Genomic DNA, 25,225 nt, shown 5'->3' with positions numbered 1-25,225 from the left:
AAGTGTTTATCAGTAAAACGGTGTGCAATCTCCGCCGTAACCAGTATGATTTAACTATGAATAATTTTCGTGCATGAGTAGCATTAGGTAATCAAAGTTAAAAAAATGCTTTTTAAGCTGCTGCTTTTAAGAAGGATTTATTCAGGTGCTTATTCCCGCTCTGTAAACGAAGTAGGTTAAAGAGCGGGCAAATTTGGTAATTGTCCTTCAATGTATCCCTTTATTTTATACAGTTTTCAGGTAATACACTGATTTCTAGTATATTTACATATTGTCCCCATTGATGAATTCCGACGGTTGTTTCGGTTTTGCGGGCTTTTAGCCAAACCAACAGCCCTTCTTTTTGTAATAAAACAGGTAAATTCAATGGTTTTATTTTCTCTCCCTGTGTACCTTCTATGCCAAAAAATCCACCTTCTATGGATAAACTGACAACTTTTCCTGTTATTTCTATCATTGCGTCATCAGTTTCTGCTGTTACTAGCAGAGGATGCGCACTCAAAAAAAACGCAATAAATGCCCATATTATTTTTTTCACACTATTCTCCTTAAATTTGCATTAAACTGTCGTTGATAGCGAAGTAACCTATGAAAAAATTCAACTTGTTATATCAAAAAAGCCAATTATTAGTTATTGCTAATATTCTGCTATAGGTGTATAGTTCAAAGCGTATATTAGATGTTTCTAATAGATGATTTCTGCATTGACCAGTGACGCTATATTATTACTGACTGGACAAGATTTGTGCTTACTATATTTAGCACAATGGTCTAAGTGGTCGTTGCTTATGTTACGTATTAATTGAAACAAACAAAACCTTAGGAGAAGTCTAATGTTAAAAATTGCCAAAGTGTTAGCATTATCTACCGTTCTTGGTGCAGGTTTTGTGGCTGCGCCTGCTCATGCATGGTGGGGCGGCCCTGGTTCAGGTTGGGGCAACAATGAATGGGGTCCCTTTGATGGTTCAGGTTGGGGTGATTTCAACATGAGCATGGGCGGTGGCGGTCGTGGTTATGGTCGTCAATATAACAATTACAACTATAGTGGCTATCCCGGTTATTACGGTGGCTACGCGCCTGCACCTGCATACGGTGCTGCACCTTATGGTGGTTACGCACCTGCGCCTTATGCTGGTTATGGTGTTGCGCCCGCGCCTTATGCAGGTTATGGTGCTGCGCCTTATGGTGGTGGTTATGCACCCGCGCCCTACGCAGGCTATGGTGTCGCCCCTTATGGTGCAGTTCCTCCAGCGAGTGTTCCTGCCCCCGCCGCGCCTGAAGCAAAATAAAAATAATGCAGTGTTATTTTTAGAAAAAAGGGGTGATGTATTTGCCCCTTTTGCATTTCTGGTTTACTTGCCTTATCCTCCTTGTTTATCTAATGATTCTTGTTCTTCTAGCATAATAACTGCTTGTTGATGTAAACGAATCAATAAATCCATTAATAATTGTTGTTCTGTAATAGAAACATTGGTAAGCAGTCGTTTCTGTCGCTTTGTAGCCGCGCTTATGCCTTCTTGATGAACAGCAATCCCTTCAGTTGTTAAGGTCAGTTTTAAAATACGTCCATCTTCAGGATTCGGCTCACGAATAATCCAGTGACGGCTGAGTAAACTATTCACTGCGCGACTCACCCAACCTTTATCAACCCCTGTGCGTTTACTTACCTCTTGTGCTGAAATGGGCGCATAACGAGCGATAGTTGCTAATACACGCCATTCTGTTAAACCAATATTAAAACGTGTTGTGTAATAACGAGATGCTCCAAGTGCTAACACGTTGGATAAACGCATCAGTTGAAAAGAGAATAAGTCTTCTAAGTTCAACGTTTGTGTATTTTTATTTATCATGAGTATGCCATGCCTAGAAAGGAGTCTTGATGTCTAGCTGTTTATCCACGATGTTCTGTGGCAAAATGACATCGTTTAGTTGTTTTAACTACCGAATTAGCAATGCGACTTTACTAATACCACTGTTTAATGCCAATCCTTGTTTTGAGAATACCTTTTTCCGTCAGGAGAGAGATGAAAAAAACATAACTGCGGAATAGGGCTAAAGAAAAAAGTGTGGTCAAGTTCAGCTTTAATCCTTAGTTTCAAGGTTAATATCTAAATAGGTATTAATAAATGCTTATGTATATAACAAGAATTCAATCTGTTTCTTAATAACACAGCAGATAACTTGCTCACTTTGTGCTTTATTTTCTCGTTGTAAAAGGCAAAATGGTCTATTTTGCAGGTGGATATTGCGTATTTATTGAATCATTGGGGGACTGGAAATCATCATGCAAAAATCTGTTTTTTATAAGATGGCGATAGTAATCGTATTGAGTATAACCAGTAGCTGTAGTAATCATAAACCATCGATGAATACGGCAACCCGTCAATCACAACCAACAGAATCAAAAGTGATTGACCCCGTTGTAGAATCGCCACGTCAACTCGACCCTGCATTAGCCGATGAGCTAAAAAATAAACCCGCTGTAGAGGGTGTCGCAGTGCCAACAACACCGACTCCACCGCCCGCCATTCCTGCCCCTGTTTCAGTTGAACCACAACCAACCCTTGCAACGCCCGTGTTACAATCCTCTACTGTAACAGAAGATGTTAATGAACCCGCTGCGTTTAAGGGAATGGTTGCAGCGCATAATCGTTGGCGGCAAAAGGTAAATGTTTCTGCCGTTCGCTGGTCTGTGGATGTTGCAAGTGTTGCGCAACGCTGGGCAAATCAATTACAAACAAAGGGATGTCCTTTAGAACATAGCTATCAGGGCGGATATGGTGAAAATATCGCCGCTAGCACAGGTATGGGTCTTACCCCTGAGCGTGTTGTTGATTTGTGGGCAAGTGAAGTTGAAGATTATGATTATGTTAATAATCGTTGCAAAGCGGGTAAGGTTTGCGGGCATTACACTCAAGTCGTGTGGCAGGCGAGTGCAGAAATTGGGTGTGGTAAAGCCAGTTGTGGCAATACGGAAGTATGGGTTTGTAATTACAACCCACCCGGTAATTATGTGGGGACTAAACCTTATTAGGGATTATCATCAAATAACATCATTGATAAGGCTAAACAATTTCTAAACGGTGGCAATTTTATCCTTGTTCATGTAAAGGGTTGAGGAGCGTGCTTAGGTTCTGTGATTACCCTTACCATGTTAATGTTATCGCTTCAGTATTTGTTAGTTGATGACGACCTCTTAAAGTGATTGCGAATTTTCTTTTCGTCCTCTCCTTTTTATAATTAAAATAAGCAGATATGGTTGAGTATCTGCACTTAATATAACAACTATGCGACAGATTGAAGCTAAAATTATTAATCCACTGATTGGAAATAGCATTCCTTTACCCACTTATGCAACGGATGGTGCAGCGGGCATGGATTTGCGGGCTTGTTTAAGTGAGCCAGTCATTCTTGAAGCAGGGGAAACACGATTAATTGGTAGTGGGATTGCCATTAATATTCATGATAAAACACTGGCGGCAGTATTATTACCCCGCTCAGGTTTAGGCACGAAATATGGTATTGTTCTCGCCAATTTGGTTGGGCTATGTGATTCTGATTATCAAGGCGAAATTCAAATTGCTGTCTGGAATCGCAGTCAGCAAGCCTTTACAATTAACCCCGGTGAACGTCTATGTCAATTGGTGTTTGTGCCAATTATCCAAGTACAGTTACAGCTAGTTGATACCTTTAGCCAAATGAGCCAACGGGGTGAAGGTGGATTTGGACATACTGGCAGACAATAGGTTTTCCCTTCCCTCACCTTACAGCATGTAGTGAACTATGATAGACCAACTTTCTAACCGCCCTCTTATCCTCATCATTGATGACAGTTCACTGAATTTAAAGATTTTGGATGTCATTTTGCGTAAGCACAATTTTGAGGTCATTATTGCCCATCATGGTGATGCTGGCTTAGAAGCCGCCGTTAAATACAATCCTGATTTAATTCTTTTAGATGTCATTATGCCGGGAGGCTGGGATGGTTATGAAACATGTCAGCGATTAAAACGCATTCCTAGCTTAGAACAAGTACCTGTTCTATTTCTTTCAGCCTTAGATGATACGGAAAATAAAGTTCGGGCATTTCTGACAGGTGGCGTGGATTATGTCAGTAAACCCTTTCAAGAAGACGAATTATTGGCACGAGTGCGTACCCATTTGGAACTGGCGCATTTACGGAAAAATTTAGAGCGTGAAGTGCTTTATAAAACCCAAAAAATCCAATCGTTATTAGAAGTTTTACACTTATCTTATGACCGAGCGCAACAAGCCTCGGTGATGAAATCAGAGTTTTTACATAAAATCAGTCATGAATTTCGTACACCCATGAATGTCATTCTTGGCATGACAGACACCCTTATTGAAGATACTAATTTAGACGACGAGCAAATACATTGCGCTAAAGCCGTGCGCAAAGCGGGTAAACAATTAATGGGAATTTTGACGGATATGTTAAATTTCTCCCAACAGTCTAAAGGTGACCCGCGTCAAGTTATTTCTGAATTTCGGATTGATGAGTTAATTCGTAATGTATTACAAGGGGATTTAACTGAACGTGCCGAAGTGAAACAATTAAATATTATTATCGATGTTGCTCCAGCCTTAAATAAAACGGTGCGCGGTAATCATGATTACCTTTTTGAAACGGTGACTAAACTAGTAGATAATGCAGTCAAGTTTACCCGTCAAGGTAGTGTTATTATTAAAGTAATGCCTTTAGAACAAATTGAAGGTGAACAACGTGATTTATGGATACACCTTGAAATTATCGATACGGGTATAGGTATTATGCTTGAAAAACAACAGCATGTTTTTGACCCTTTCACACAAGCAGACAGTTCAACAACCCGTATTCATGAAGGCATGGGCATGGGACTCGCCCTTGCTAAATTATTTGTAGAAAATATGGGGGGACGCATTGGTTTAGAAAGTGTTTTGGGTGAAGGGAGTAATTTCTGGTTTGATGTTCCCCTAGAATCCGCCAATCACACACCATAAGCACAGACGCTACTCCATTAATCTGGTGCGGTTTATCCTCGCGCATACCAACTATTAAAACGGTTTTGTGCATATAACGCCGCGCCTACATTCAGCTTAGCCGAATGGCAGATGCACCGCCCTTACAATTGCCATAATCTCATTATCTACTCATATCCATTATGCTAAAAATCCGTCGTCGTAGAACCACCACCGTTGCTTTACGTCTTTCTATTATTATTCGTACCAAAGACCGTCCCCAATTATTAACCCGCAGTCTGCGCAGTTTAACGGAACAGAAACGTCGTCCTGATGAAATTATCGTGGTCAATGATGGCGGCGTTGCACTGGATGATGTGATTGCCCAATTTCCTGATTTAAATTTACATTTAATTAATCATGCAACCAGTCAAGGACGTGCGAAAGCAGGAAATATTGGTGTTTTAGCGGCACAAGGCGATATGATTGGCTTTTTAGATGATGATGATATTTATCTATCTGACCATTTACAACGTTTAGAACAAGTTACACTACATTTTGATGCGCCTGTGGTTTACTCAGGTTGCCGTTTAATGCAGCGGGATTTATTAGGTGAAACAGTACTCCTCCAAGAAAACCCGCTAAAAGTTTTTAATGATGGTTTTGATGCCAATCGCCTCCGTTATGAAAACTATATCCCATTGATTAACTTACTGATAGACCGTGATTTATGGTTAGAACTGAATGGCTTTGATGAACAATTTGACGCGTTTGAAGACTGGGATATGCTCATACGCCTATCAACACACTGCCGTTTTTACCATCTTAACCGTATCACGACAGAATACGCAGTGTGGGGAAATAGCCAAATTACCCGCGAAATGGATAAAACCCGTTGGCACGCGGCATATCAACAAATCATTGCTAAACATATTCTTTCTTTAACAGAAGAACAACAACTCAACGTTTTAACTGATTATTGGATGATTAGCCAAGAACGTCGTGCAACCGCTCAAGACGCGCAACAAGATAAGTATGAATTACAATATAAATTACAAGAAAAGCAACTAGAAACGCTACAATTACAAAATCAACTGTTAGAACACCGTGAACAGTCAACGGCAATGCAAAACCGTTACGAAAATGAATACAGTATCGTTAGAGAGCGTTACGAAACGGAATATACCAAACTGCAAGCCTTATATAACGAACAAACTCAAAAATTTGCGCAACAAGAAACTTATTTTTATCAACAACAAACAGCATTACAGCAACAGTTGGTTACTGTGCAAACGGCATTCACCGCCTTGCAAGAAGAATACAGCCACGCACAACAAAAATCAGCCAAGCAAATTAATCGCTTACAAATCACTCTTGCACAAGTTGAAGAAGAAGCCTCTGATTTACAACAACGCGCTATTCAACGTGAACAACATACACAACAATTACAAAATACACTCCATCAATTGAGTAAAGAAATCACGGTAGGCATGGGAAGACCTGCCTTTGACCGATTATTAGAACGCTATCCTCATGCTTATACCTTAGCAAGTTCACCAGACAGTGTATTAAGTGATTATCAACATCTCACGGAATGGATTCGTAATAAAGTAAGTGAGTTAACGGCATGGGAACAACATCAACAACAACAATTTATTCCTGCGATAACAGAAGATTATCAACGCTTGCAAGCACATATCATGGAGTTACTCCATCATTTGACTACCTCGCGTTGGCATTTTGTGCGACGTTATCGAGGGTTAGCTGAAGCCGTTGGACATCAAGCGCAACAACTCCATCAACATGTGGAAGGCTATGTTAATGCAACCAGCCACATTGCCAAACAATTGGCACTAACCAGTGTCCAAAAACAAGGGTTAACCTTACCTATTCCTAAACCGCGCCCTTTATCTACGGTTTATCCAACCTATATGTGCATTGCAGGCAGCGTAGAAAAACCACAATTTATGGAAGGTGTGGCAAAATTAGGAACTATCCCTTTTTTCCTGTTGCCAGAAAAACCCTTAGTTTTTACAACCTATTGCGCGTTAAATAACTTTTTTAGAATTGATTTATTATTAGCGACTTGTGTAAGAGTTAATCCTAGCCGTGTACGAGTATTAATCCGTTTATTAGACACAGGGGACGTGGTTCGCGATATCTCTTTTGAAGCCATGGAGGTTTTTGATAATCGCTACTATCCTGTCTTTTTTGAACCGCTTACAGACTCTATGGATAAAACCTACCAAATTGAAATTGAGTCGCCCGATGCAACTGATAGCACCTGCATTGCCGTATGGTGTCATCCAAATAAACCTGTTATTAATCAATCACAACAACTTTCTGATGTCGTTATAGACACAACACCGCATCTGTTACCTAAATGGCTCACCCAAAAATTGCTGGATTTACCTTTTCCAGACACATTAGGACAAGCCAACGCACCGCATCTCTTTTTCATTACTGAGTTAGTACCCAGCACTTTACTGTTAACCTTGCATAATTTAATAACCCATCTTGGTGAGGCATTGGCACGTACCAAGACACAAGGGCAACTTGTTTTATCAGGCACAGTCAGTGGCGAAATACAACGCTATTGTCAGCATCATGGAATTACTGTTTTACAAACACATACATTTCTTGAAGATTTACGCGGGATGCAACAACATAGCTCAGGGCATCAATTGCTTTGGCGTATTGCAGTTACGGCACTTCCTGATGAAAGTCTTATACAGCAAGCAATAGATATTTTTACGCAAACAAATGTTGCCTTGTTAGTCCCTGCGGAACAACAATCAAATGGCATCATCCGTGCTGGATATGCTGTTGTTTTATCAGAAGGAATTATTCATTGCGCGCCGACGGGTGAGAATATTCATCATCCTTATCATCGTTTTGAACGTGAGATTCAAGCAGGCAATAGTACCCTTATCACCTTACGCGCCAACAGCTTAAAAAACGCTAATTTAGAACGCCTCAATGCTTACAGCACCTCGCTATATCAACTCACTGACCTGATTTGGCAACTGCGTGAACAGGGCTTGAGCAGTCATTATCAAGCAACTTTCTGTTATTACCACGAACAAGCCTCTTTATACTTCACAGAAGCAGAACTGAATACAGACGCACGCCATTTCTATCACCACTGGCAAGCGGCACTTCCCACTAAACACACATTTTTTGCCAATAGCTTAGATGCGGTTATAAATCCATACACTAAACCCAGTATTCTCGTTATTGATGCCACGTTACCCACATTTGACGAAGATTCTGGCTCACTTCGTATGTATTGTTGGCTAAAAATGATGGTAACAATGGGTTATCGCGTTACCTTTTTTGCGGACAACCAAGATGGTAACCCAAAATATCGTCATCCTTTAGAACAGCACGGCGTGGAAGTTTTTTATGGTAATTACTCTATTGCAGACGCACTTGCACACCGTCACTTTAACTATGCAATTATTTGCCGTGTTGACGTAGGACACCGTTACATACCTTTTGTGCGTCTGGTCAGTCCAAAAACCAAAATCCTCTATGATACGGTGGATATTCACTACGTGCGCGAATTGCGTCGTGCTGAAATTGAAAACGACCCCGAATTAGTGATTCACGCCCACGCACTAAAACGTAAAGAATTGGCTAATTGCTTATTGGCTGACCATGTACTCACCGTCACAGACGACGACGGACAGCATTTACAGCAAGAATTACCTAATCTAGCCTATTCGCTCGTTCCCAATATCCATTTACCCGTTCCCCCCGCACCAACAAGCTATGCAGAACGTGACGGACTGGTTTTTATTGGCAACTATAACCACCAACCGAATGAAGATGCTGTTTACTACTTCATAGAACACGTTTTGCCTAAAGTACAAGCCCGTTTACCTGACATAAAACTATACATTCTTGGCAGTCATCTCCGTGACAAAATGCGTACACTTGCCAATCAACACATTAAAATAATCGGTTGGGTGGATAAAGTTGACCCCGAATTTGCCCAACGGCGCGTTTTTGTCTCCTACTTACGCTATGGGGCAGGAATGAAAGGCAAACTAGGACAAGCCTTAACGCTAGGATTGCCCGTTGTCAGCACAACTATCGGTGCAGAAGGCATGGGATTATTACATGGAGAAACCGCCCTCATTGCTGACGACCCCGATAGCTTTGCAGAGGCAGTTTGTCGCTTGTACACGGATGCTGGATTATGGGAAAAGCTCGCTAACAACGGGCGCGAATACATAGAAGAACACTATGGCGAAACAGCGATTAAACGCTACTTACAAACCCTATTTGAACGAGTAAAACCTACTTAATCAACATATTAACACAGATGACGCGATGTCTTTACAGATAAAACACCGTGTTATACCATACCCACTACAATATTTTGTGGTTATAGCTAAGGTACAGATAAATAATGAAAAGCTACTATGACATTATCGGCGTAACACCCGAAGCAACGGAAGAAGACATTAAAAAAGCGATGGGTTTTGCACTGCAAAAAGCCAGTAATGACCGCCAGAAAATGGCGATTAAACGCATTTATCAAGTGCTGGCGGCGGACGGAAGTCGGAAAAACTACGACAAAGCGTTACGCTACTACAACATCTTAGGGCTTGATTTACCTGTAGAAGAAAAACAACTTCAACAAGCCGCAAACAAAAAGCTCCAAGCCACCAAAGAAGGCTCTAAACAACTACTGATTAATCGCGCACTAGAAGAACTCAGTAAAAACTATGGTGCTTATAGCGATGTCCTGCTCACTAGTGAACAATTTACTGCTGTCAGCAAACTCAGTGGTATTAAAAAGGCGGTCGTAGAGGGAGAAGCTGGCAATAATAAAACGTTATTCATTCTCATTGCTGCTGTTATGATTGCGGGTGGTGCAGCCGCTTATTTTTTCCTGCGATAAACCCTTCTTACTCAAGATGGTGAGTTCATTCATTGCTTGTGTCAATCAAGACTTGCTAACCAATCTGAGAAATGAGATGCCCTGCAACGGTATAAAAGGAAATGTACAACGGATAACACTGCTTAATACAATGATATCCATATTACTTTTGCAAGGTGTCTATTTAACACAGATAAAAAAACATCACTTCCTAGCACTTAATGAATTTTCGCAACATCCCTGTCTCTAACACGATTAAACAAACAAGAACAAGTTGCTTTTTTGATGCAAAACGCGCTGAATCAGCATTTTCCAGGTTATCCGACAACCAGAATTTTTAACATTGTCACTTTTATCCCCCTCCAGTCTAAAAATTCTAATATAGACCAATTATAACAGTTATCCTTTTCTATTTAGCACGATTCGTAAATGACATCTTTATAAGCTATTTAATATTCTTGCATTTTTAAAACGAATAAAGTCGCTTGACTTCTCTAAGCCAACAATCTAATTTAGTATATTAGTGATAAATAATTTACTAATATGTTGCAATGCAAAACATTTTTTCTCAATTCTCTTCTGTCTATTGAAGGAGAACACATGAAATTTACCATTATGGTGAATGAATCGCCTTATCAACATCAAGCATCTGATTCTGCTTATCAATTCGCTCAAGCTGTGTTAGCCAAAGGACATAGTATTTTTCGCATTTTTTTCTATCACGACGGCGTGAACAACGCAACGCGCCTAACCGTTCCGCCACAAGATGACCGTCACATCGTTAATCGTTGGTCAGCCTTAGCTAAACAACATCAAATTGATTTGGTTGTTTGTGTCGCCGCCGCTCAACGACGCGGGATTTTGGATGCGAAAGAAGCCCAACATAATGGCAAAGATACAAATAATATTGCTGAAGGCTTTCGCATTTCTGGATTAGGACAACTCATTGAAGCAGGTATTCAAGCGGATAGACTGATTGTCTTTGGCGATTAAGAGAGGCGTTATCATGAGTGATGAAATGGATAGTGGTAAAGTTAAAAAATTTCTTTATGTGAATCGTCGCGCACCTTATGGCACTATTTACGCGCTGGAATCCTTAGAAGTGGTATTGATTGCCGCCGCATTTGAACAAGATGTGAGTCTTGTTTTTTTAGATGATGGCGTTTTTCAACTGAAAAAAAACCAAGATACACAAGGGATTGGTATGAAAAACTTTTCACCTGCTTATCGCGCGTTAGACGATTATGATGTCAATAAATTATATGTTGATAAAACGGCGATGACCGCCCGTGGTTTAAGCGAAGATGACTTAATTGTTCCCGTTACCGTCTTAGAAACCGAACAAATAACGGCATTAATGGAAGAACACGACATTATTTTCAGCTTTTAGGAGGGCTTATGTTACTGCATACGGTGAATAAATCGCCTTTTGAAAAAAATTCATTAGAGAGTTGTTTACGCTTTGCACAAGCAGATAGCAGTATTTTGCTATATGAAGATGCCGTTTATGTGGCATTGCAAGGCACAAACTATGAAAAATTAGTTTCTAGCGCGTTACAAACGCACAAAATTTATGTACTAACCCCCGATTTATATGCCCGAGGAATGCACGATAAACCGCTCATAGACGGCATTCAATCTGTTGATTATGCGGGATTTGTTGATTTAACCATTGCCCATCATGCTGTACAAGCATGGGTATAACTACATAACACGAGGATGACACCATGACCGTTGAAGTCAATGGCAAGCTATTAGACACGGACGAGGAAGGCTATTTGAGCAATTTGGAGGATTGGAGCCCTGAAGTTGCTAACGCATTAGCCAAACAAGATGAGTTAGAACTCACTGATAATCATTGGGAAGTGCTTAACTTCCTACGTGAGTATTACAAAGAATATCAAATTGCGCCTGCAGTGCGTGTTTTAACCAAAGCCATCGGCAAAAAATTAGGGGCTGAAAAAGGCAATAGTAAGTATTTATATGATTTATTTCCCTTAGGTCCCGCTAAACAGGCTTGTCGTTTTGCAGGATTACCCAAACCAACGGGTTGCGTATAATCGTTTACGCAGACGCTCAAAATAAGTAAGAATAGACGAATTAATAACAGTAATATGGATATAGCAAACGCGCCATAACGTGATTTAAATTTAGGGTTAGCAGCCCTCACAGGATTGCTAACCCGCTGTATTTTTTATAGTGCATTTACTATAACATCGCTGCAAATGGTGTTATCCGTCTGCTTATGTTATATAAAGCGCAAACCCTGTTTGTATCAGAACACAAGTAATTTTGTAACAACCTGTTTACCATGATAACTACTATACTGACAGCTTTTTATACATTACTTTTCTACATTGCAAGCACCGTTTTTGTTTTAGGCGTAACTGCAAAAGTCTATCAATACGCCAAAACACCCGCCCCACTCAATATCCCCCTGATGCCTGCACCATTAACCCGTCGGGGTGTTGCATTGCGCTTATTGACAGAAACTATCCTGTTTCGCAGCCTTTTTCGTGCAAATAAATGGCTTTGGTTATTTGGCTGGCTGTTTCATACCGCTTTAATTTTTATCATGTTACGGCATTTACGCTATTTTCTTGACCCCGTTCCTACATGGGTGTTCACTGTACAACCAATGGGTAAATATGCGTCTTTTATCATGTTATTCGCACTAATTGGACTCTTATTACGGCGTATTATCCTTGAACGTATTCGCTATATCAGCAACCCATCAGATTACTTATTACTGATTTTATTTCTGTTTATTGGCATCACTGGCTTATTGATGACATTTGTCATTCACACCGATATTGTGCAATTAAAAACATTTATTATCAGCTTATTACAATTAAATTGGCAACAACCGCCTTTACCAACAGACATCGTATTACTGCTTCATCTCAGTAGTGTTATTCTTCTCATGCTCATTTTTCCCTTTAGTAAATTACTTCACGCCCCCAGCATTTTTTTTACCCCCAGCCATCAGCACGTTGACAACCGCCGCAAATAGCCTCATTTTGCATCTTTACCGCAGTGAAATACGCTATTTTTGGAGCATTCTATGCCAACGGTTGACGTTCCCTTATTCAGAGCCTACCCCACTGCACCCGCGCTCAAGCCCGATGCAATGCGCGATACAGCCCCCTATATTGCCAAACCTGCGGTACAAACTGCCTTAGGCTACCCCGCAGAATTACTGGACAATTGGCAACCGATAGCCATCCAGAAAATGGGCGAATTAATTAAACAAAATAAAGCATTACGGGTTTATTTAGATGCTTGTGTTAAATGTGGTGCATGTACAGATAAATGCCATTACTTTATTGGTACGGCTGACCCTAAAAATATGCCTGTTGCCCGACAAGATCTATTTCGCAATGTTTACCGTCGTTATTTCACCCTTGCAGGGCGATTTTTTCCTAAATTAGTTGGTGCAACCGATTTAACCAAGGCTGTCCTAGACGATTGGTACACCTATTATCATCAATGCTCCCAATGCCGACGTTGTGCGGTCTTTTGCCCTTATGGCATAGATACGGCAGAAATTGCGATGGCAGCGCGAGAAATTCTCGACGTGGTTGGCAAAGGACAAAAATATTGCAATGAAGTGATAGGTAAAGTTTTAAAAACAGGAAATAATTTAGGGATTCCAGAGCCAGCATTACGCGACACGCTCGCCAGTTTAGAAGACGATATTTATTTAGAAACGGGAGTAACTGTCCGTTTACCTTTGGATAATATTGGCGCAGAGGTGTTACTCATCACACCATCAGCCGACTTTTTTGCAGAACCTCATATTGATGGTTTAATCGGTTACGCCAAAGTTTTCCATCAAGCGGGGATTGCATGGACACTCAGTTCTTATGCAGCAGAAGCCGCAAACTTTGGATTATTCACGGGTAGTTATGAAAATATGCAGAAAATTGCCCAACGGATTCGTGAAGCGGCGATTGCTTTACGTGTAAAACGCATTGTTTTTGGTGAATGTGGTCATGCTTGGCGGGTTGCCTATCATTTTTTGCAAACACTGGTTGGTGATTTTAATTTTCTCGACCCACGCTACCCCATTCCACAACATATTTGCGAAGTCACATACGATTTATTACAACGTAATGCACTGCGACTAGATAAGTCCGCAAATGATAAGCGAATTCTTACTTTTCATGATTCGTGTAACATCGCACGTGCGTCTCGCATGGGACAACAAGCGGGCGGACAATTCACCATTCCCCGCGAGATTATTAAACAGGTTGCAAACCATTTTTATGAAATGCCTGTAAATACAACGCATGACAAAACATTTTGTTGTGGTGGCGGTGGCGGTTTGCTAACAGATGATTTATTAGCCTTGCGGGTAAAGGGCGCGTTACCGCGTATGGAAGCCTTACATGCTGTGGTAAAAGCACATGAAGTAACGCACCTCATTGCAATCTGTGCTATTTGTAAAACACAATTCAATACCGTAATGCCTTATTATGGCTTTAATACTGTGCAAGTAATGAGTTTGCATCAATTAGTCGGAGATGCTCTGGTGATGAGATAAACGGGTTTTGGTTTGGTAGCCTTTCTTCACGCGGGGACATGTTGTTATGCCTGTTTGTCGCGTGTTACAAGGCTTCCATCAGTCAATCACTAATGGCTTTCTCGTCCTATCACTTCTGCACCATTAGGATTAACGCTGTGACAAAACCACCAGCTATAGACTTGTTCCTGCTCATTTAACGCTTTATGAATTTCATAACCTGCTTGATTTGCTTCTTCAATTGAACCTGTCATTACATACATAGTAGGGCCAGAACCGCTAATACCGAGTGCATAACGAGGGTTTTCTGGGTCGTTTGCATTCATCTCTTGTACAACCGATTGCGCGGTTTTATAGCCCTTAATATGTTGCCCACGTATGGGTTCAATAATGGTATTTGTCGCGTGTTTTAATAACAAGTTTAAATCTTGTGTCAGTAACGCACGCATCACTTCCATTTTATGATCGCCTGCCGTTTCAGCCGTTTGCCAACCAACGGTTTTATCTTTCAAGACAGCCGTCATGTGTGATGTGCTAATAGCAAAATCTGGCGTAATTGTCACCACATGCAAATTTGGCGGACAGTTAAGCGAAAAAACATTCGGTTCACCCGTTAGTGTCGGCGGAATATAAATTAAATCTCCTTTGACAATTAATGGCGCAACGTTATCAAAGAAAATCCGTCCTGCGGCAATGCGTTCCCCTTCTGCCGCTAAACGTAAGAGCGTTTTTTGTCCTTCATTACTATCCGCAATTGGCGAACCATACAGCGCGTCAATCCCTATGACAATTGCCGCACTCGAAGCACTACCGCCTAAGCCTAAGCCTGTTTGTCCATTTGGGGTATGAATAATAATGGTAATACGAAAACCATCTTGTATCGGTTTGTCTGTCAACTCTGCGATTTTGTGGCAAGTTGCCTGCGTGAGTAAACGAACTACATCTTTTTCAGGATGTTGACGGATTTCATCCAATAACTTACTGAATGTTACAGGGTTATCCCAAAAACCATCAGCATCACATTTGCGGACAAGAATATCGACTTCGATAACCCCTTTTTTGCCTGATAAACGCTCAATTTGCATCCAGTTACCAGGTCCACCTTCCGCATCATACGCACCCAGTGGTGGACGACAGCATAGTTTTCCCGCGCGGTCAAACAGTCCCCCAAAGTTTGCAATTTGAGCAGGGGCAATCATGGTTATTTTGTTGTAAATGAGCTTCGACATAAATCCTCATGTTTTTATACGTTATTTATCAGGCACGTGTTTTTTACAATTACCAAGAAAATAAAATCCATTGGTTCAAATAAGGGCTGTTATCCAACGCAAAACGACTGGTTTCTAACGTTCCATCACCATCCATATCAACAAGATAGTAGGCAACACCTACTTTAGGCGTTACTTTAATGAGGGTTAATTGTCCATTAACACGATATTCTTCTATCGTTTTGTCCGCTTTACGAATAACGGTAACTTCGGGTTCTATTCGTTCAATGGGCTGTTCTTCAGTTGTTTGGGTTGTCTTTTCCACTGGTGCAGTGGGCGTAGCCAAAATGTTAGGCGGGGTAGGTACACTGTCTTCTGCCTGAAGGCTACAAGACAGGCAAATAAACACAAGAAAATTGTATATTTTTCGCATAATAATATCCCTATCATTTACAAGTTAAATAAATCGGTGACTGTTTCGGCATTTTCTGCGCGTTTTTCATAATAATCAAAGATGGTTTTTACAACGGTTTCAGTATCATCTGCAATCGTAATTAACTCTAAATCTTCGGGCGAAATAGTATGGTGTGTTACTAAAACGGTTTGTATCCAGTCTAATAATCCCTGCCAAAATTCACGATATACAAGGATGATAGGAATTCTCGGAATTTTATGCGTTTGTACAAGCGTAAGCACCTCAGCAAGCTCATCTAATGTCCCAAATCCACCCGGTAAAACGACATAAGCTGAAGAATAGCGCACAAACATCACTTTACGCGCAAAAAAATGCCGAAAATTAAGCGCAATATCTTGGTAAGCATTAGCCGATTGTTCATGAGGCAAGGAGATATTTAAACCAATACTGGGCGAGTTTCCTGCAAACGCACCTTTATTCGCAGCTTCCATAATACCCGGTCCACCACCACTGATAATGGCAAACCCCGCATCGGATAATTCTTTGGCAATTTTTTCAGCTAGTTGGCAATAAGGATGTTCAGCAGGAAAACGTGCCGAGCCAAACAGCGTGACGGCTGGAACAACATCTGATAGACGTTCAAAACCCTCAAGAAATTCCGACATAATTTGTAAAATTCGCCATGCTTCGCGTCCTTGAGAGACATCGCTACGATTGCGAAGCGGAGGACGCATTAATGGCGTTGGGCGTTTTGTCATAGTCTATCAATACCTTGCAAGTAAACAGCAATCACTAAATATAAAAATGGACGTATAATTGTGTCATAGTGTCGATAATCACGCCTAATATTTAATCTAATCCCATAATTAATAATGTATTTATCTAAATCAGAATTGACTGAATTGCGCGTAAATTTTCCTTTTTCTTAACTCAACGGCTAATAATTCAATCAAGTTAAACGTTGGCAGTGAATGCAAGACTCAAGGCTATAATTTTTGAGATTGCGCAATGTTAGAGAGCAACATTATCACCCTGATGTGGCGGCGAAAGTATTAATAATGACCGTGAAAAAATTTTATAAATCGAGATTTCTAGGATTATCAAAAATTAAATACAACTTAAAAGCCCTTCGTTTTATCTGTTAAATCACACAAATTCTTATTTTTACAGATTGAATTATTATAATTAATATATATTTACTATCAACTGTTGCATTGTAAAATCTATCCTAGTTAGGACAATAGGTCAATTTGACAAACTGCTTTAAGCAAGCGATAGTCATTCTTCAACTTGACGCTTCGTCATTTTTTATATTTACGCCAAATTTATACGATAGGAAAGTGTTTTGTATGTCTAGTTATCGTTATTTTCTTATAAGTTTGTTGGGGATAAGTGCGCTTATTTCGCCATTTTCTAATGCTCAACAACCGCCTCCTGCTATGCCCGTTGAAGCAACGCCTGTTCAAGTGGATACGGTTATTATTGATGCTACCGCCATAGGTACACTAAAAGCAGAAGAGAGTGTTGTTATCCGTTCAGAACTTGATGGCAGAATTCAAACCTTACATGTTATGGAAGGGCAGACTGTTGAAAAGGGAAAACCACTTGTTGTATTGGATGATTCAGAATATCGCGCTCAATTGGCAGAAAGTGCTGCAACCGTTAATTTAAATGCACTCAATTTTGAACGCTCAAAAGATATGCTTAACAAAAATTTAGGCAGTCGCCAAACTTATGATGAGGCAAAAGCTAAATTGGACGAGTCTCGCGCTCGACAATCATTAATTCAAGTCTCTTTGGATAAAACCCGTATTCCTGCACCATTCAGTGGAATATTAAGCCTCCGTAATATCAGCGAAGGCGCGTATATCAAAGCGGGGGAAGATTTAGTGACCTTAGTCGATATTAATACGATTAAAATCGATTTTCGTGTCTCTGAGCGGTACTTAACCCAAATTAAAAGCGGACAAGCGGTTAATCTACGGGTGGATGCCTACCCTAACGAAGTTTTTCAAGGGCAATTGTACGCATCCGACCCGCGTGTTGATGAGGATACACGAACGATTTTATTACGCGCTCGGGTTGCAAATCCCGCCCGAAAACTATTACCCGGTATGTTTGCCCGTGTGAGCTTGCTATTAGAAGAACGGAAAAATGCCATCGTCATTCCAGAACAAGCGATTGTTCCACAAGGAAATGATAGCTTTGTCTTTAAACTTGTTGATAATAAAGCGCAATTAACTAAAGTCATCTTGGGTAAACGTCGGACGGGTGATGTGGAGGTAGTAGAAGGCTTAACCACCAGTGATGTTGTTGTAACGGATGGACAAATTAAGCTCCGTAATGGTGCTGATGTTCGTGTTATCACCAAGCCTGTCGCCGAAAAACCAACGGCTGCACCTGCTAAACCCGCAAGTTAGTCTGTCTGGAGGGTTGCTTTTATGGTTTTGTCTGCTATTTCTATCCGCCGTCCCGTGTTAGCGACGGTGATGAGTTTAATTATTATTTTAATTGGAATTATTTCTTTTACACATTTATCAGTACGAGAATATCCGAATATTGACGCACCCGTTGTTTCTGTACGAACGGTTTATACAGGGGCAAGCGCGGAAATTATGGAAAGCCAAGTCACTCAGCCAATTGAAGACGCATTGGCGGGGATTGAAGGCATTAAGAAAATTAAATCTGTTAGTAGAGAGCAAGTTAGTGAAATTACTATTGAATTTGTATTAAAACGAGATGCGGACAATGCAGCGAATGACGTGCGCGACCGTGTCGCGCGGGCGCGTTCTGAATTGCCTGATGAAGCCGATGACCCTGTTGTTTCTAAAGTAGAAGCTGATGCACAGGCCGTGATTTGGATTGCTTTTTCCAGCGATAAGCATAGTTCATTGGAATTAAGTGATTATGCTGACCGTTTTATTATTCCGCGCTTACAGGTGTTAGAAGGTGTAGCGAGTGTGATTATTGGTGGCGAAAGACGCTATGCAATGCGGATTTGGTTAGACCGTGACCGTCTCGCAGATTATAGTCTAACCCCACAGGATGTAGAGTCTGCATTGCGCTTGCAAAACGTTGAAGTGCCTTCAGGACGGATTGAAAGCACGCAACGCGAATTTACAGTGCTGACGCAAACAGATTTACGGACAGTTGCAGAATTTAACCAATTAATTATTAAAGAAGTTAATGGCTATCCAATTCGTTTAAGTGATGTCGGTTATGCGGCAGTAGGTCCTGAAGATGAACGGCGGATTGTACGGGTTAATGGTCAGCCCGCTGTAGGCTTAGGCGTGGTTAAACAATCAACAGCAAATACGCTTTCTGTTGCCCAAGCAGTACGGGCAGAATTGCCCTATGTGACGGTTTTAGACGGTATGAAGTTGGAAGTGGTTTTTGACACTTCTATCTTTATTGAAGCCTCTATTGATGCGGTTTATCACACAATGGGCGAGGCTTTTGTGCTGGTTGTGCTGGTTATTTTTGCTTTTTTGCGCTCGTTTCGTGTCACATTTATTCCTTTCGTTACCATTCCTGTCTCGTTAATAGGTGCGTTTATTTTTCTGGATATGTTAGGATTTTCTATTAATATCTTAACGTTATTAGGGTTAGTCTTAGCCATCGGTATTGTGGTGGATGATGCTATCGTTATGCTAGAAAATATTCATCGTCACGTAGAACTTGGCAAACCACCATTGCAAGCCGCCATTGTAGGCAGTCAAGAAATTGGTTTTGCTGTTATTTCTATGACAATTACGCTTGCAGCCGTGTTCGTTCCCTTAACGTTTATGACGGGTAATACGGGGCGATTGTTTACTGAATTTGCCCTGACGGTGTCAGCCGCAGTTATTGTGTCTGGCTTTGTCGCTTTAACGCTCACGCCAATGATGTGTTCTAAAATGTTTAAAAGTCATGAGCATCATGGATTTTTATTCAATATTACAGAACAGTTTTTTGTTGGCATGAATAATGGCTATCGAGCGATTTTAAAAGGTATTTTAAAAGTCCGTTGGTTTATGATAATTATCTTTGGGGTAACTATTTACGGGGCGATTTGGATATATCCTCAAATTAAGCAAGAGCTTGCACCAACAGAAGACCGTAGTATTATGATTGGTGTTCTTAGTGCGCCTGAAGGCTCAACGCTGGAATATACGGATAAATATGCCCGCCAAATCGAGCAGATTTACGCAAAAGTGCCTGAAATTCGTAAATTTTTCGTTGTTGTCGCACCGGGGTTACAAAACCCAAATCCTGTTAATAGTGCATTATCTTTTGTAAGCCTTGTGCCTTGGGGAGAACGGACGCGAAGCCAGCAAAGCATTGTTGGGGAAATTATGCCAAAAATGCTGGGGTTGCCGGGTGTATTGGCTTTCGCGCTCAATCCGCCCTCGTTGGGGCAAAGTTTCCGCAATCCGCCTGTACAATTTATTATTCAGGGGGATTCTTACGAACAGTTGCAAGCTATGTCGGATAGGATGTTAGAAAAAATCCGTGCTTATCCGGGGATGACTAACGTTGATACGGACTTAAAACTCAATAAGCCACAATTAGTTGTGACCATAGACCGTGATAAAGTCGCCGCTGTTGGCGTGGAAGTGGAGGAAGTTGGACGCACGTTAGAAACTTTATTGGGCGGACGGCAAGTAACTCGCTTTAAACGTGAGGGGAAACAATACGATGTTATCGTACAGTTGAACCAAGAAGATAGAACTAAACCAACGGACTTAAGCGCGATTTTCGTGCGGAATAAAAACGGTAAATTAATTCAACTATCTAATTTAGTTAAAGTTACTGAGGCAGTTGCCCCTAAGGAACTTAATCGTTTTGACCGTTTACGCTCAGTTTTAATCAGTGCTAACGTTGCACCTAATTATAGTTTGAAACAAGCCTTAGACTTTTTAAACGAAACGGCTAAGGAAACGTTGGATGCAACCGCAAAAACGGGATTAGATGGACAATCACGGGAATTTATGGAGTCAGGCGAAACGTTAGTGATGACCTTTATTTTAGCCTTAGTCTTTATTTATCTTGTCTTAGCCGCGCAGTTTGAGAGTTTTGTGAGTCCGTTGATTATTATGCTCACTGTGCCATTGGCGATGACGGGGGCGTTGTTCGCGCTGTACTACACGCATGGTACGTTGAATGTGTATAGTCAAATTGGGCTGGTGATGTTAATTGGCTTGATTACACGACATGGGATTTTAATTGTAGAGTTTTCTAACCAATTGCAAGAGCAAGGAAAGTTAGTTAAAGATGCGGTTATTGAGGCAGCAGTATTGCGTTTACGCCCGATTTTAATGACCTCACTTTCTATGATTTTAGGAACATTGCCGCTTGCCATTTCTACAGGAGCAGGTGCAGAAAGCCGTCAACAAATTGGTTGGGTTATTTTAGGCGGTTTGATTTTAGGCACATTCTTGACATTGTTCATTATTCCTGTGGCTTATACCTTGTTAGCAAGACGTTATAATCCAGATAAAGAACATGCCCATAAACAGGGACAACGGAATACAACTTATCCAGCACATTCTATTGTAGAAACAGGTGGATATGGTAATTCAAAACACGATTAATTGTTTATAATTAGAACCTGCTAGGTATTGAAGACCTAGCAGGTTTTTTTTCGATAAACGTTGAGGCAAGACAGATTATCTATAATTATTAAAGCAATATTCAATAAACTGTTGTAATTCTGGCGACATTTCAGTAACAGGGATATTGATATAGCCCGAGCGGGCGTAAATCAGTAGCCATGCGTGTTCAAATTTTAATATTTCATCAAATGCTAACCATCTAAGCTCACTTTTTCCTAAGCAGGATTCTACGGTGACACTGCTTTCATTAAAGGTGATGTCTGCCGTTGGTGTGGACATTTTGGATAGAATAAGTTCACTTTGTCGTAATCGTATCCCGTAAATAATCCCCCATAGTCCAACGCCCATCCATAACCCAAACGCGAACATTTGTAGCGTAAATGAGTGAAACTTGATGGCAAGTAAGGGCATGAGTATTAATGCACAACCAGTGACAATAAGCGTAAATAATCCAATGCGTTGCAACATAAATTGATTAAGTGCATAACGAATGATGGGTCTGTTGTAGTGAACCGTTATTTGATAGGAAATCATGTTTTACTCAAGTTATTAATTAATTGATTTTTTAAAAAAATACGATTTGATATTTTTATATTGTCTCGCAATGGCTATAAATAGGCATATAAATTGCCGTTATAGATTTAAACCGTTTTTGGCTTTGGTTGTCTTCTTAATAAAACGATACCCAGTAATAATAAAACACCGCCAATTATTAAGGGTTCATAATTTTGTATCGTTGCACCTGTTTCTAATACTGCTATTTTTATGTCATCTGGGTTGAAATAGACCGTTACTATTTTGCCAATAGGATATTGTTTATTAACTGCTTCAGCAGCGGATTGTGTAGTTGCTTGGGGAAGAAAATTAACACGATCTGCTTGATAAATACGTCCTTCAATCGTGTATTCATAGCGAATATGAGGGCTGTAAATAATATGTTCCGTTTGGTCACGACTGGTCAATTTTTGGCTAATATCCGATTGAATAATCTTCCCCGTTGTTTCTAACCAGTGGGTGCTATGTTGGGCGTTATTAAATTCATTAGCACCAATAAATAGAAGGCTCATACCCATTATAATGATTAACCAAGCAAAAATTGAAAATAAACTGTTTTTCTGTATGCGTTGCATTTCTGATAATTCCGTAAATTACTGAAAGTCTATTCTAACCCTTTTCGTGAGTTGATAACGTTATGTTTAATCGTTTACCCATTGTTTGCGCCATTGGATTGATACCTCATTTAGTTATTGCTGATGTAAAGAGGGAAGCTATAGAGTTATCACTAGAAGAATTGATAAATCTGAAGGTGCAGGTTGCGACTAAAACGCCAGAGAAATCATTATCTGAGACTCCAAGTGTTGTTACCATTATCACGGCTGAAGAAATTGCGAACAGTGGCGCGCGGGATTTAATGGATGTATTGCGTTTAGTGCCTGGTTTTAATTTAGGGCTGGATGTTAATAATATTGTTGGTATTGGCGTTCGTGGCAGTTGGGCGCATGAAGGTAAGATATTGTTGCTTATTGATGGCGTAGAAATGACTGAACGACGTTTCGGAAATAATCCACTGGGTAATCATTATCCTGTCGCACAGATAAAACGAATAGAAATTATTCGCGGGGCAGGGTCAGTTTTATATGGTGGTTTTGCGGAATTCGGTGTGATTAACATTATTAGTAAAACCGTTGAAGAGTTACGAGGCGTACAAGCAACCGTTACCTATGGCAGAATGGAAGAGGCAACCGCACGCCAAACAGTGAATATTATGGCGGGGGAAACTATTGGTGCAGCTAAGTTTACTGCAATGGGTTATTTAGGACGGGGTAGGCGTAGCGATGGTTTATATGTAGATTCGAATGGTGATAGTTTATCGCTTGCAAATAGTAATGAACTGAACCCTGCTTTTCTTAATCTAGGAATAGAATACAAGCAATTAAGTAGCCGTTTATTAGTAGATAATTATCGGACAACTAACCGTGATTTATTCGGCACGATAGAGCCTTTAACCTGGCAAAATGATTTTCAGACGGTCGCTTGGCAAACACGTTATACACAATCGCTCACCGATAAGCTAACACTCGATAATCGGGTAACTTTATCTCATCAAGATACTTGGAATCAACGTGTTGCAGATGAGTATCAAACCCGTGCAACGGTGGATCGTTTAAGTATTAATCTTAATCCACACTATATTTTTAATGCGCAATTTGCAGTATCTAGCGGTGTAGAATTATTTTATGACCGCAATATTGACCATTCTACAGAATCTCGCTCTTTTTCTAATTATTATAATACGACAGCTTTTTTAGAAGGTGCGTGGCAAGCGGCATGGGGAAATTTAACACTGGGGGCGCGATATGATAAACATAGTGATTTTGGTGCAGATTTATCGCCACGCATTGCTTATACCAAACAATTTGATAAAAAATGGCATATCAAACTTTTGTATAGTGGCGCGTATCGTAGTCCAACGGTAGAAAATGGCTATTTAAATCCTGATATTAAATCAGAAAAAACAAATATATTTGAAACAGAAATGGGGTATGTTTTTAATAAAGATATTGCATTAACAGTCAATCTTTTTAAGATTAACACCAAAGATACCATTGTTTATGACGTTATCCCGAATACTATCACGCAAACTTATTTTAATGCAGAACAATCAGGTTCACAGGGAATAGAAACGGAGCTTCGTTTAGTTAAATCATGGGGTTATGCAACTTTAAACTATTCGTATGCCATACCAACAGATAGCGTTAGCACTTATAAAGCGATAGACCAACAAACAGGGGAAGAAAAAGACTTAAATCTTGCCTTTCCCGCACATAAATTGACGCTGAATGGACATTTTAAATTATCCCCCACATGGTCATTTAATCCCTCATGGTTATTGTTTAGCCATCGTTATGGTTATGCGCGTGTTGATGAGTTAGGCACGCCTATTTTGTATGAATCACCAACAACGCTATTAACCAATGTCTTTTTCCGCTATCAGCCAAACGACACCAAAAACTGGGAAGTCGGTATGGGTGTTTATGACGTATTTGCAGAAAATATGGAATTAATACAGCCCTATAATGGGGGACATTCTCCATTACCCATCACATCACGCGAGTTTTTAGTACAACTTCAATATCAATTTTAATTTGTAGTATTAACGGTAAAACTAGCAAAAAACGGAATAAATTCTATTTTTCTTAAAAATTCAAGTTTTTTTCCTATCATCATCTTGTGTAAAGTGATGAATTAAGCGTCTATCCCGCTTAGTTGGGCGACCTGCTCGTGTTGGGCGGGTTAATAATTCTAAATGATGATGTTCTTGCATCGTTTGACGTTTTTGTAAACTGTCGGCGGTTTCTTCATACAATAACACAGCCTCAGAAGCAGGACGGCGTTGTTTTAATAAGCCTTTAATAATAACCGTACGTTCTGCATAGCCCTGTTGAATACGCAATTCATCACCGATATGTACCTCTTTTGCAGGTTTTGTGCGATGTTGGTTAATATGGACTTTTCCACCGTTAATCGCTTCAATCGCTAAACTACGGGTTTTAAAAAAACGAGCTGCCCATAGCCATTTATCCAAGCGGACTTTATCGTCTGTCTCATCATCTTTATCGTGCATCTGTCTAT

23 protein-coding genes are annotated in these 25,225 nt (G+C 40.4%); 15 read left to right on the top strand and 8 right to left on the bottom strand.

All coding sequences use genetic code 11. The features are described 5' to 3' along the window. Positions 1–220 precede the first annotated feature (220 nt). Positions 221–538, bottom strand: coding sequence for a hypothetical protein (locus AL038_RS07555; RefSeq protein ID WP_062151253.1), 318 nt, complete (start codon positions 536–538; stop codon positions 221–223). 295 nt (positions 539–833) lie between these two features. Here AL038_RS07555 and AL038_RS07550 point away from each other — a divergent pair, with 295 nt between their 5' ends. Further along, the gene (locus tag AL038_RS07550) at positions 834–1,289 is read left to right on the top strand and encodes a sulfur globule family protein (protein ID WP_062151251.1); all 456 of its coding nucleotides are present in this window, start codon (positions 834–836) and stop codon (positions 1,287–1,289) included. Positions 1,290–1,361: 72 nt separating this feature from the next. On the opposite strand, the gene AL038_RS07545 is transcribed toward AL038_RS07550, so the two are convergent. Beyond that, on the bottom strand, positions 1,362–1,850 hold the full coding sequence (locus AL038_RS07545) for a MarR family winged helix-turn-helix transcriptional regulator (protein ID WP_062151249.1): 489 nt from the start codon (positions 1,848–1,850) through the stop codon (positions 1,362–1,364). Positions 1,851–2,284: 434 nt separating this feature from the next. Between AL038_RS07545 and AL038_RS18270 the strand changes: the two genes are divergently transcribed. From AL038_RS18270 to dsrK, 11 genes are all read left to right on the top strand, one after another. Then, a complete protein-coding gene (locus AL038_RS18270) occupies positions 2,285–3,034 on the top strand; it encodes a pathogenesis-related family 1 protein (RefSeq protein WP_062151247.1) in 750 nt (249 codons plus the stop codon). 253 nt (positions 3,035–3,287) lie between these two features. After that, positions 3,288–3,746, top strand: a complete 459-nt coding sequence (gene dut, locus AL038_RS07535; RefSeq protein ID WP_062151245.1) for a dUTP diphosphatase — start codon at positions 3,288–3,290, stop codon at positions 3,744–3,746. A gap of 37 nt (positions 3,747–3,783) precedes the next feature. Then, the gene (locus AL038_RS07530; protein WP_062151243.1) at positions 3,784–5,001 is read left to right on the top strand and encodes an ATP-binding response regulator; all 1,218 of its coding nucleotides are present in this window, start codon (positions 3,784–3,786) and stop codon (positions 4,999–5,001) included. A 161-nt stretch (positions 5,002–5,162) separates the two neighbouring features. Continuing rightward, a complete protein-coding gene (locus tag AL038_RS07525) occupies positions 5,163–9,272 on the top strand; it encodes a glycosyltransferase (RefSeq protein WP_062151241.1) in 4,110 nt (1,369 codons plus the stop codon). Between the two features lie 104 nt (positions 9,273–9,376). Further along, a complete protein-coding gene (locus tag AL038_RS07520) occupies positions 9,377–9,871 on the top strand; it encodes a J domain-containing protein (protein ID WP_062151238.1) in 495 nt (164 codons plus the stop codon). Positions 9,872–10,450: 579 nt separating this feature from the next. Further along, positions 10,451–10,843, top strand: a complete 393-nt coding sequence (tusD, locus tag AL038_RS07515; protein WP_062151235.1) for a sulfurtransferase complex subunit TusD — start codon at positions 10,451–10,453, stop codon at positions 10,841–10,843. Between the two features lie 13 nt (positions 10,844–10,856). After that, positions 10,857–11,240, top strand: coding sequence for a sulfurtransferase complex subunit TusC (tusC, locus tag AL038_RS07510; protein ID WP_062151232.1), 384 nt, complete (start codon positions 10,857–10,859; stop codon positions 11,238–11,240). 8 nt (positions 11,241–11,248) lie between these two features. Beyond that, positions 11,249–11,554, top strand: coding sequence for a sulfurtransferase complex subunit TusB (gene tusB, locus AL038_RS07505; RefSeq protein ID WP_062151230.1), 306 nt, complete (start codon positions 11,249–11,251; stop codon positions 11,552–11,554). A 23-nt stretch (positions 11,555–11,577) separates the two neighbouring features. After that, positions 11,578–11,910: a TusE/DsrC/DsvC family sulfur relay protein gene (locus AL038_RS07500; RefSeq protein ID WP_062151227.1), complete on the top strand. Its 333-nt coding sequence runs from the start codon at positions 11,578–11,580 to the stop codon at positions 11,908–11,910. 251 nt (positions 11,911–12,161) lie between these two features. Continuing rightward, on the top strand, positions 12,162–12,863 hold the full coding sequence (locus AL038_RS07495; protein WP_062151225.1) for a respiratory nitrate reductase subunit gamma: 702 nt from the start codon (positions 12,162–12,164) through the stop codon (positions 12,861–12,863). A gap of 51 nt (positions 12,864–12,914) precedes the next feature. After that, complete coding sequence (gene dsrK, locus AL038_RS07490) at positions 12,915–14,396, top strand: sulfate reduction electron transfer complex DsrMKJOP subunit DsrK (protein WP_062151222.1); 1,482 nt, start codon at positions 12,915–12,917, stop codon at positions 14,394–14,396. 89 nt (positions 14,397–14,485) lie between these two features. Here the strand turns inward: dsrK and AL038_RS07485 are convergent, their stop codons facing one another. From AL038_RS07485 to AL038_RS07475, 3 genes are read right to left on the bottom strand one after another with little or no spacing between them, the layout of a single operon-like run. After that, a complete protein-coding gene (locus AL038_RS07485) occupies positions 14,486–15,604 on the bottom strand; it encodes a homoserine kinase (RefSeq protein ID WP_145917072.1) in 1,119 nt (372 codons plus the stop codon). Between the two features lie 49 nt (positions 15,605–15,653). Beyond that, a complete protein-coding gene (locus AL038_RS07480) occupies positions 15,654–16,016 on the bottom strand; it encodes a DUF2782 domain-containing protein (RefSeq protein ID WP_083991463.1) in 363 nt (120 codons plus the stop codon). Between the two features lie 17 nt (positions 16,017–16,033). Next, a complete protein-coding gene (locus AL038_RS07475) occupies positions 16,034–16,756 on the bottom strand; it encodes an LOG family protein (protein WP_083991462.1) in 723 nt (240 codons plus the stop codon). Between the two features lie 591 nt (positions 16,757–17,347). Between AL038_RS07475 and AL038_RS07470 the strand changes: the two genes are divergently transcribed. Further along, positions 17,348–18,418: an efflux RND transporter periplasmic adaptor subunit gene (locus AL038_RS07470; RefSeq protein WP_062151216.1), complete on the top strand. Its 1,071-nt coding sequence runs from the start codon at positions 17,348–17,350 to the stop codon at positions 18,416–18,418. 21 nt (positions 18,419–18,439) lie between these two features. Next, positions 18,440–21,571, top strand: coding sequence for an efflux RND transporter permease subunit (locus tag AL038_RS07465; RefSeq protein WP_062151213.1), 3,132 nt, complete (start codon positions 18,440–18,442; stop codon positions 21,569–21,571). A 75-nt stretch (positions 21,572–21,646) separates the two neighbouring features. On the opposite strand, the gene AL038_RS07460 is transcribed toward AL038_RS07465, so the two are convergent. After that, a complete protein-coding gene (locus AL038_RS07460) occupies positions 21,647–22,126 on the bottom strand; it encodes a hypothetical protein (protein WP_062151209.1) in 480 nt (159 codons plus the stop codon). 107 nt (positions 22,127–22,233) lie between these two features. Next, entirely contained in the window at positions 22,234–22,722 is a 489-nt protein-coding gene (locus AL038_RS07455) for a DUF3592 domain-containing protein (protein ID WP_062151206.1), read from the bottom strand. A 62-nt stretch (positions 22,723–22,784) separates the two neighbouring features. Between AL038_RS07455 and AL038_RS07450 the strand changes: the two genes are divergently transcribed. After that, positions 22,785–24,737, top strand: coding sequence for a TonB-dependent receptor plug domain-containing protein (locus tag AL038_RS07450; protein WP_062151197.1), 1,953 nt, complete (start codon positions 22,785–22,787; stop codon positions 24,735–24,737). Between the two features lie 60 nt (positions 24,738–24,797). Here the strand turns inward: AL038_RS07450 and AL038_RS07445 are convergent, their stop codons facing one another. Beyond that, positions 24,798–25,217 carry an RNA-binding S4 domain-containing protein gene (locus tag AL038_RS07445; protein WP_062151194.1) on the bottom strand — a complete coding sequence of 140 codons (420 nt, stop codon included), beginning with the start codon at positions 25,215–25,217 and terminating at the stop codon, positions 24,798–24,800. Positions 25,218–25,225: the final 8 nt, after the last annotated feature.

It is taken from the genome of Beggiatoa leptomitoformis (assembly GCF_001305575.3).
GTDB lineage: Bacteria > Pseudomonadota > Gammaproteobacteria > Beggiatoales > Beggiatoaceae > Beggiatoa > Beggiatoa leptomitoformis.
The sequence above is the reverse complement of the archived record's forward strand: the minus strand, read 5'-3'. Positions and strand labels throughout refer to the sequence as shown.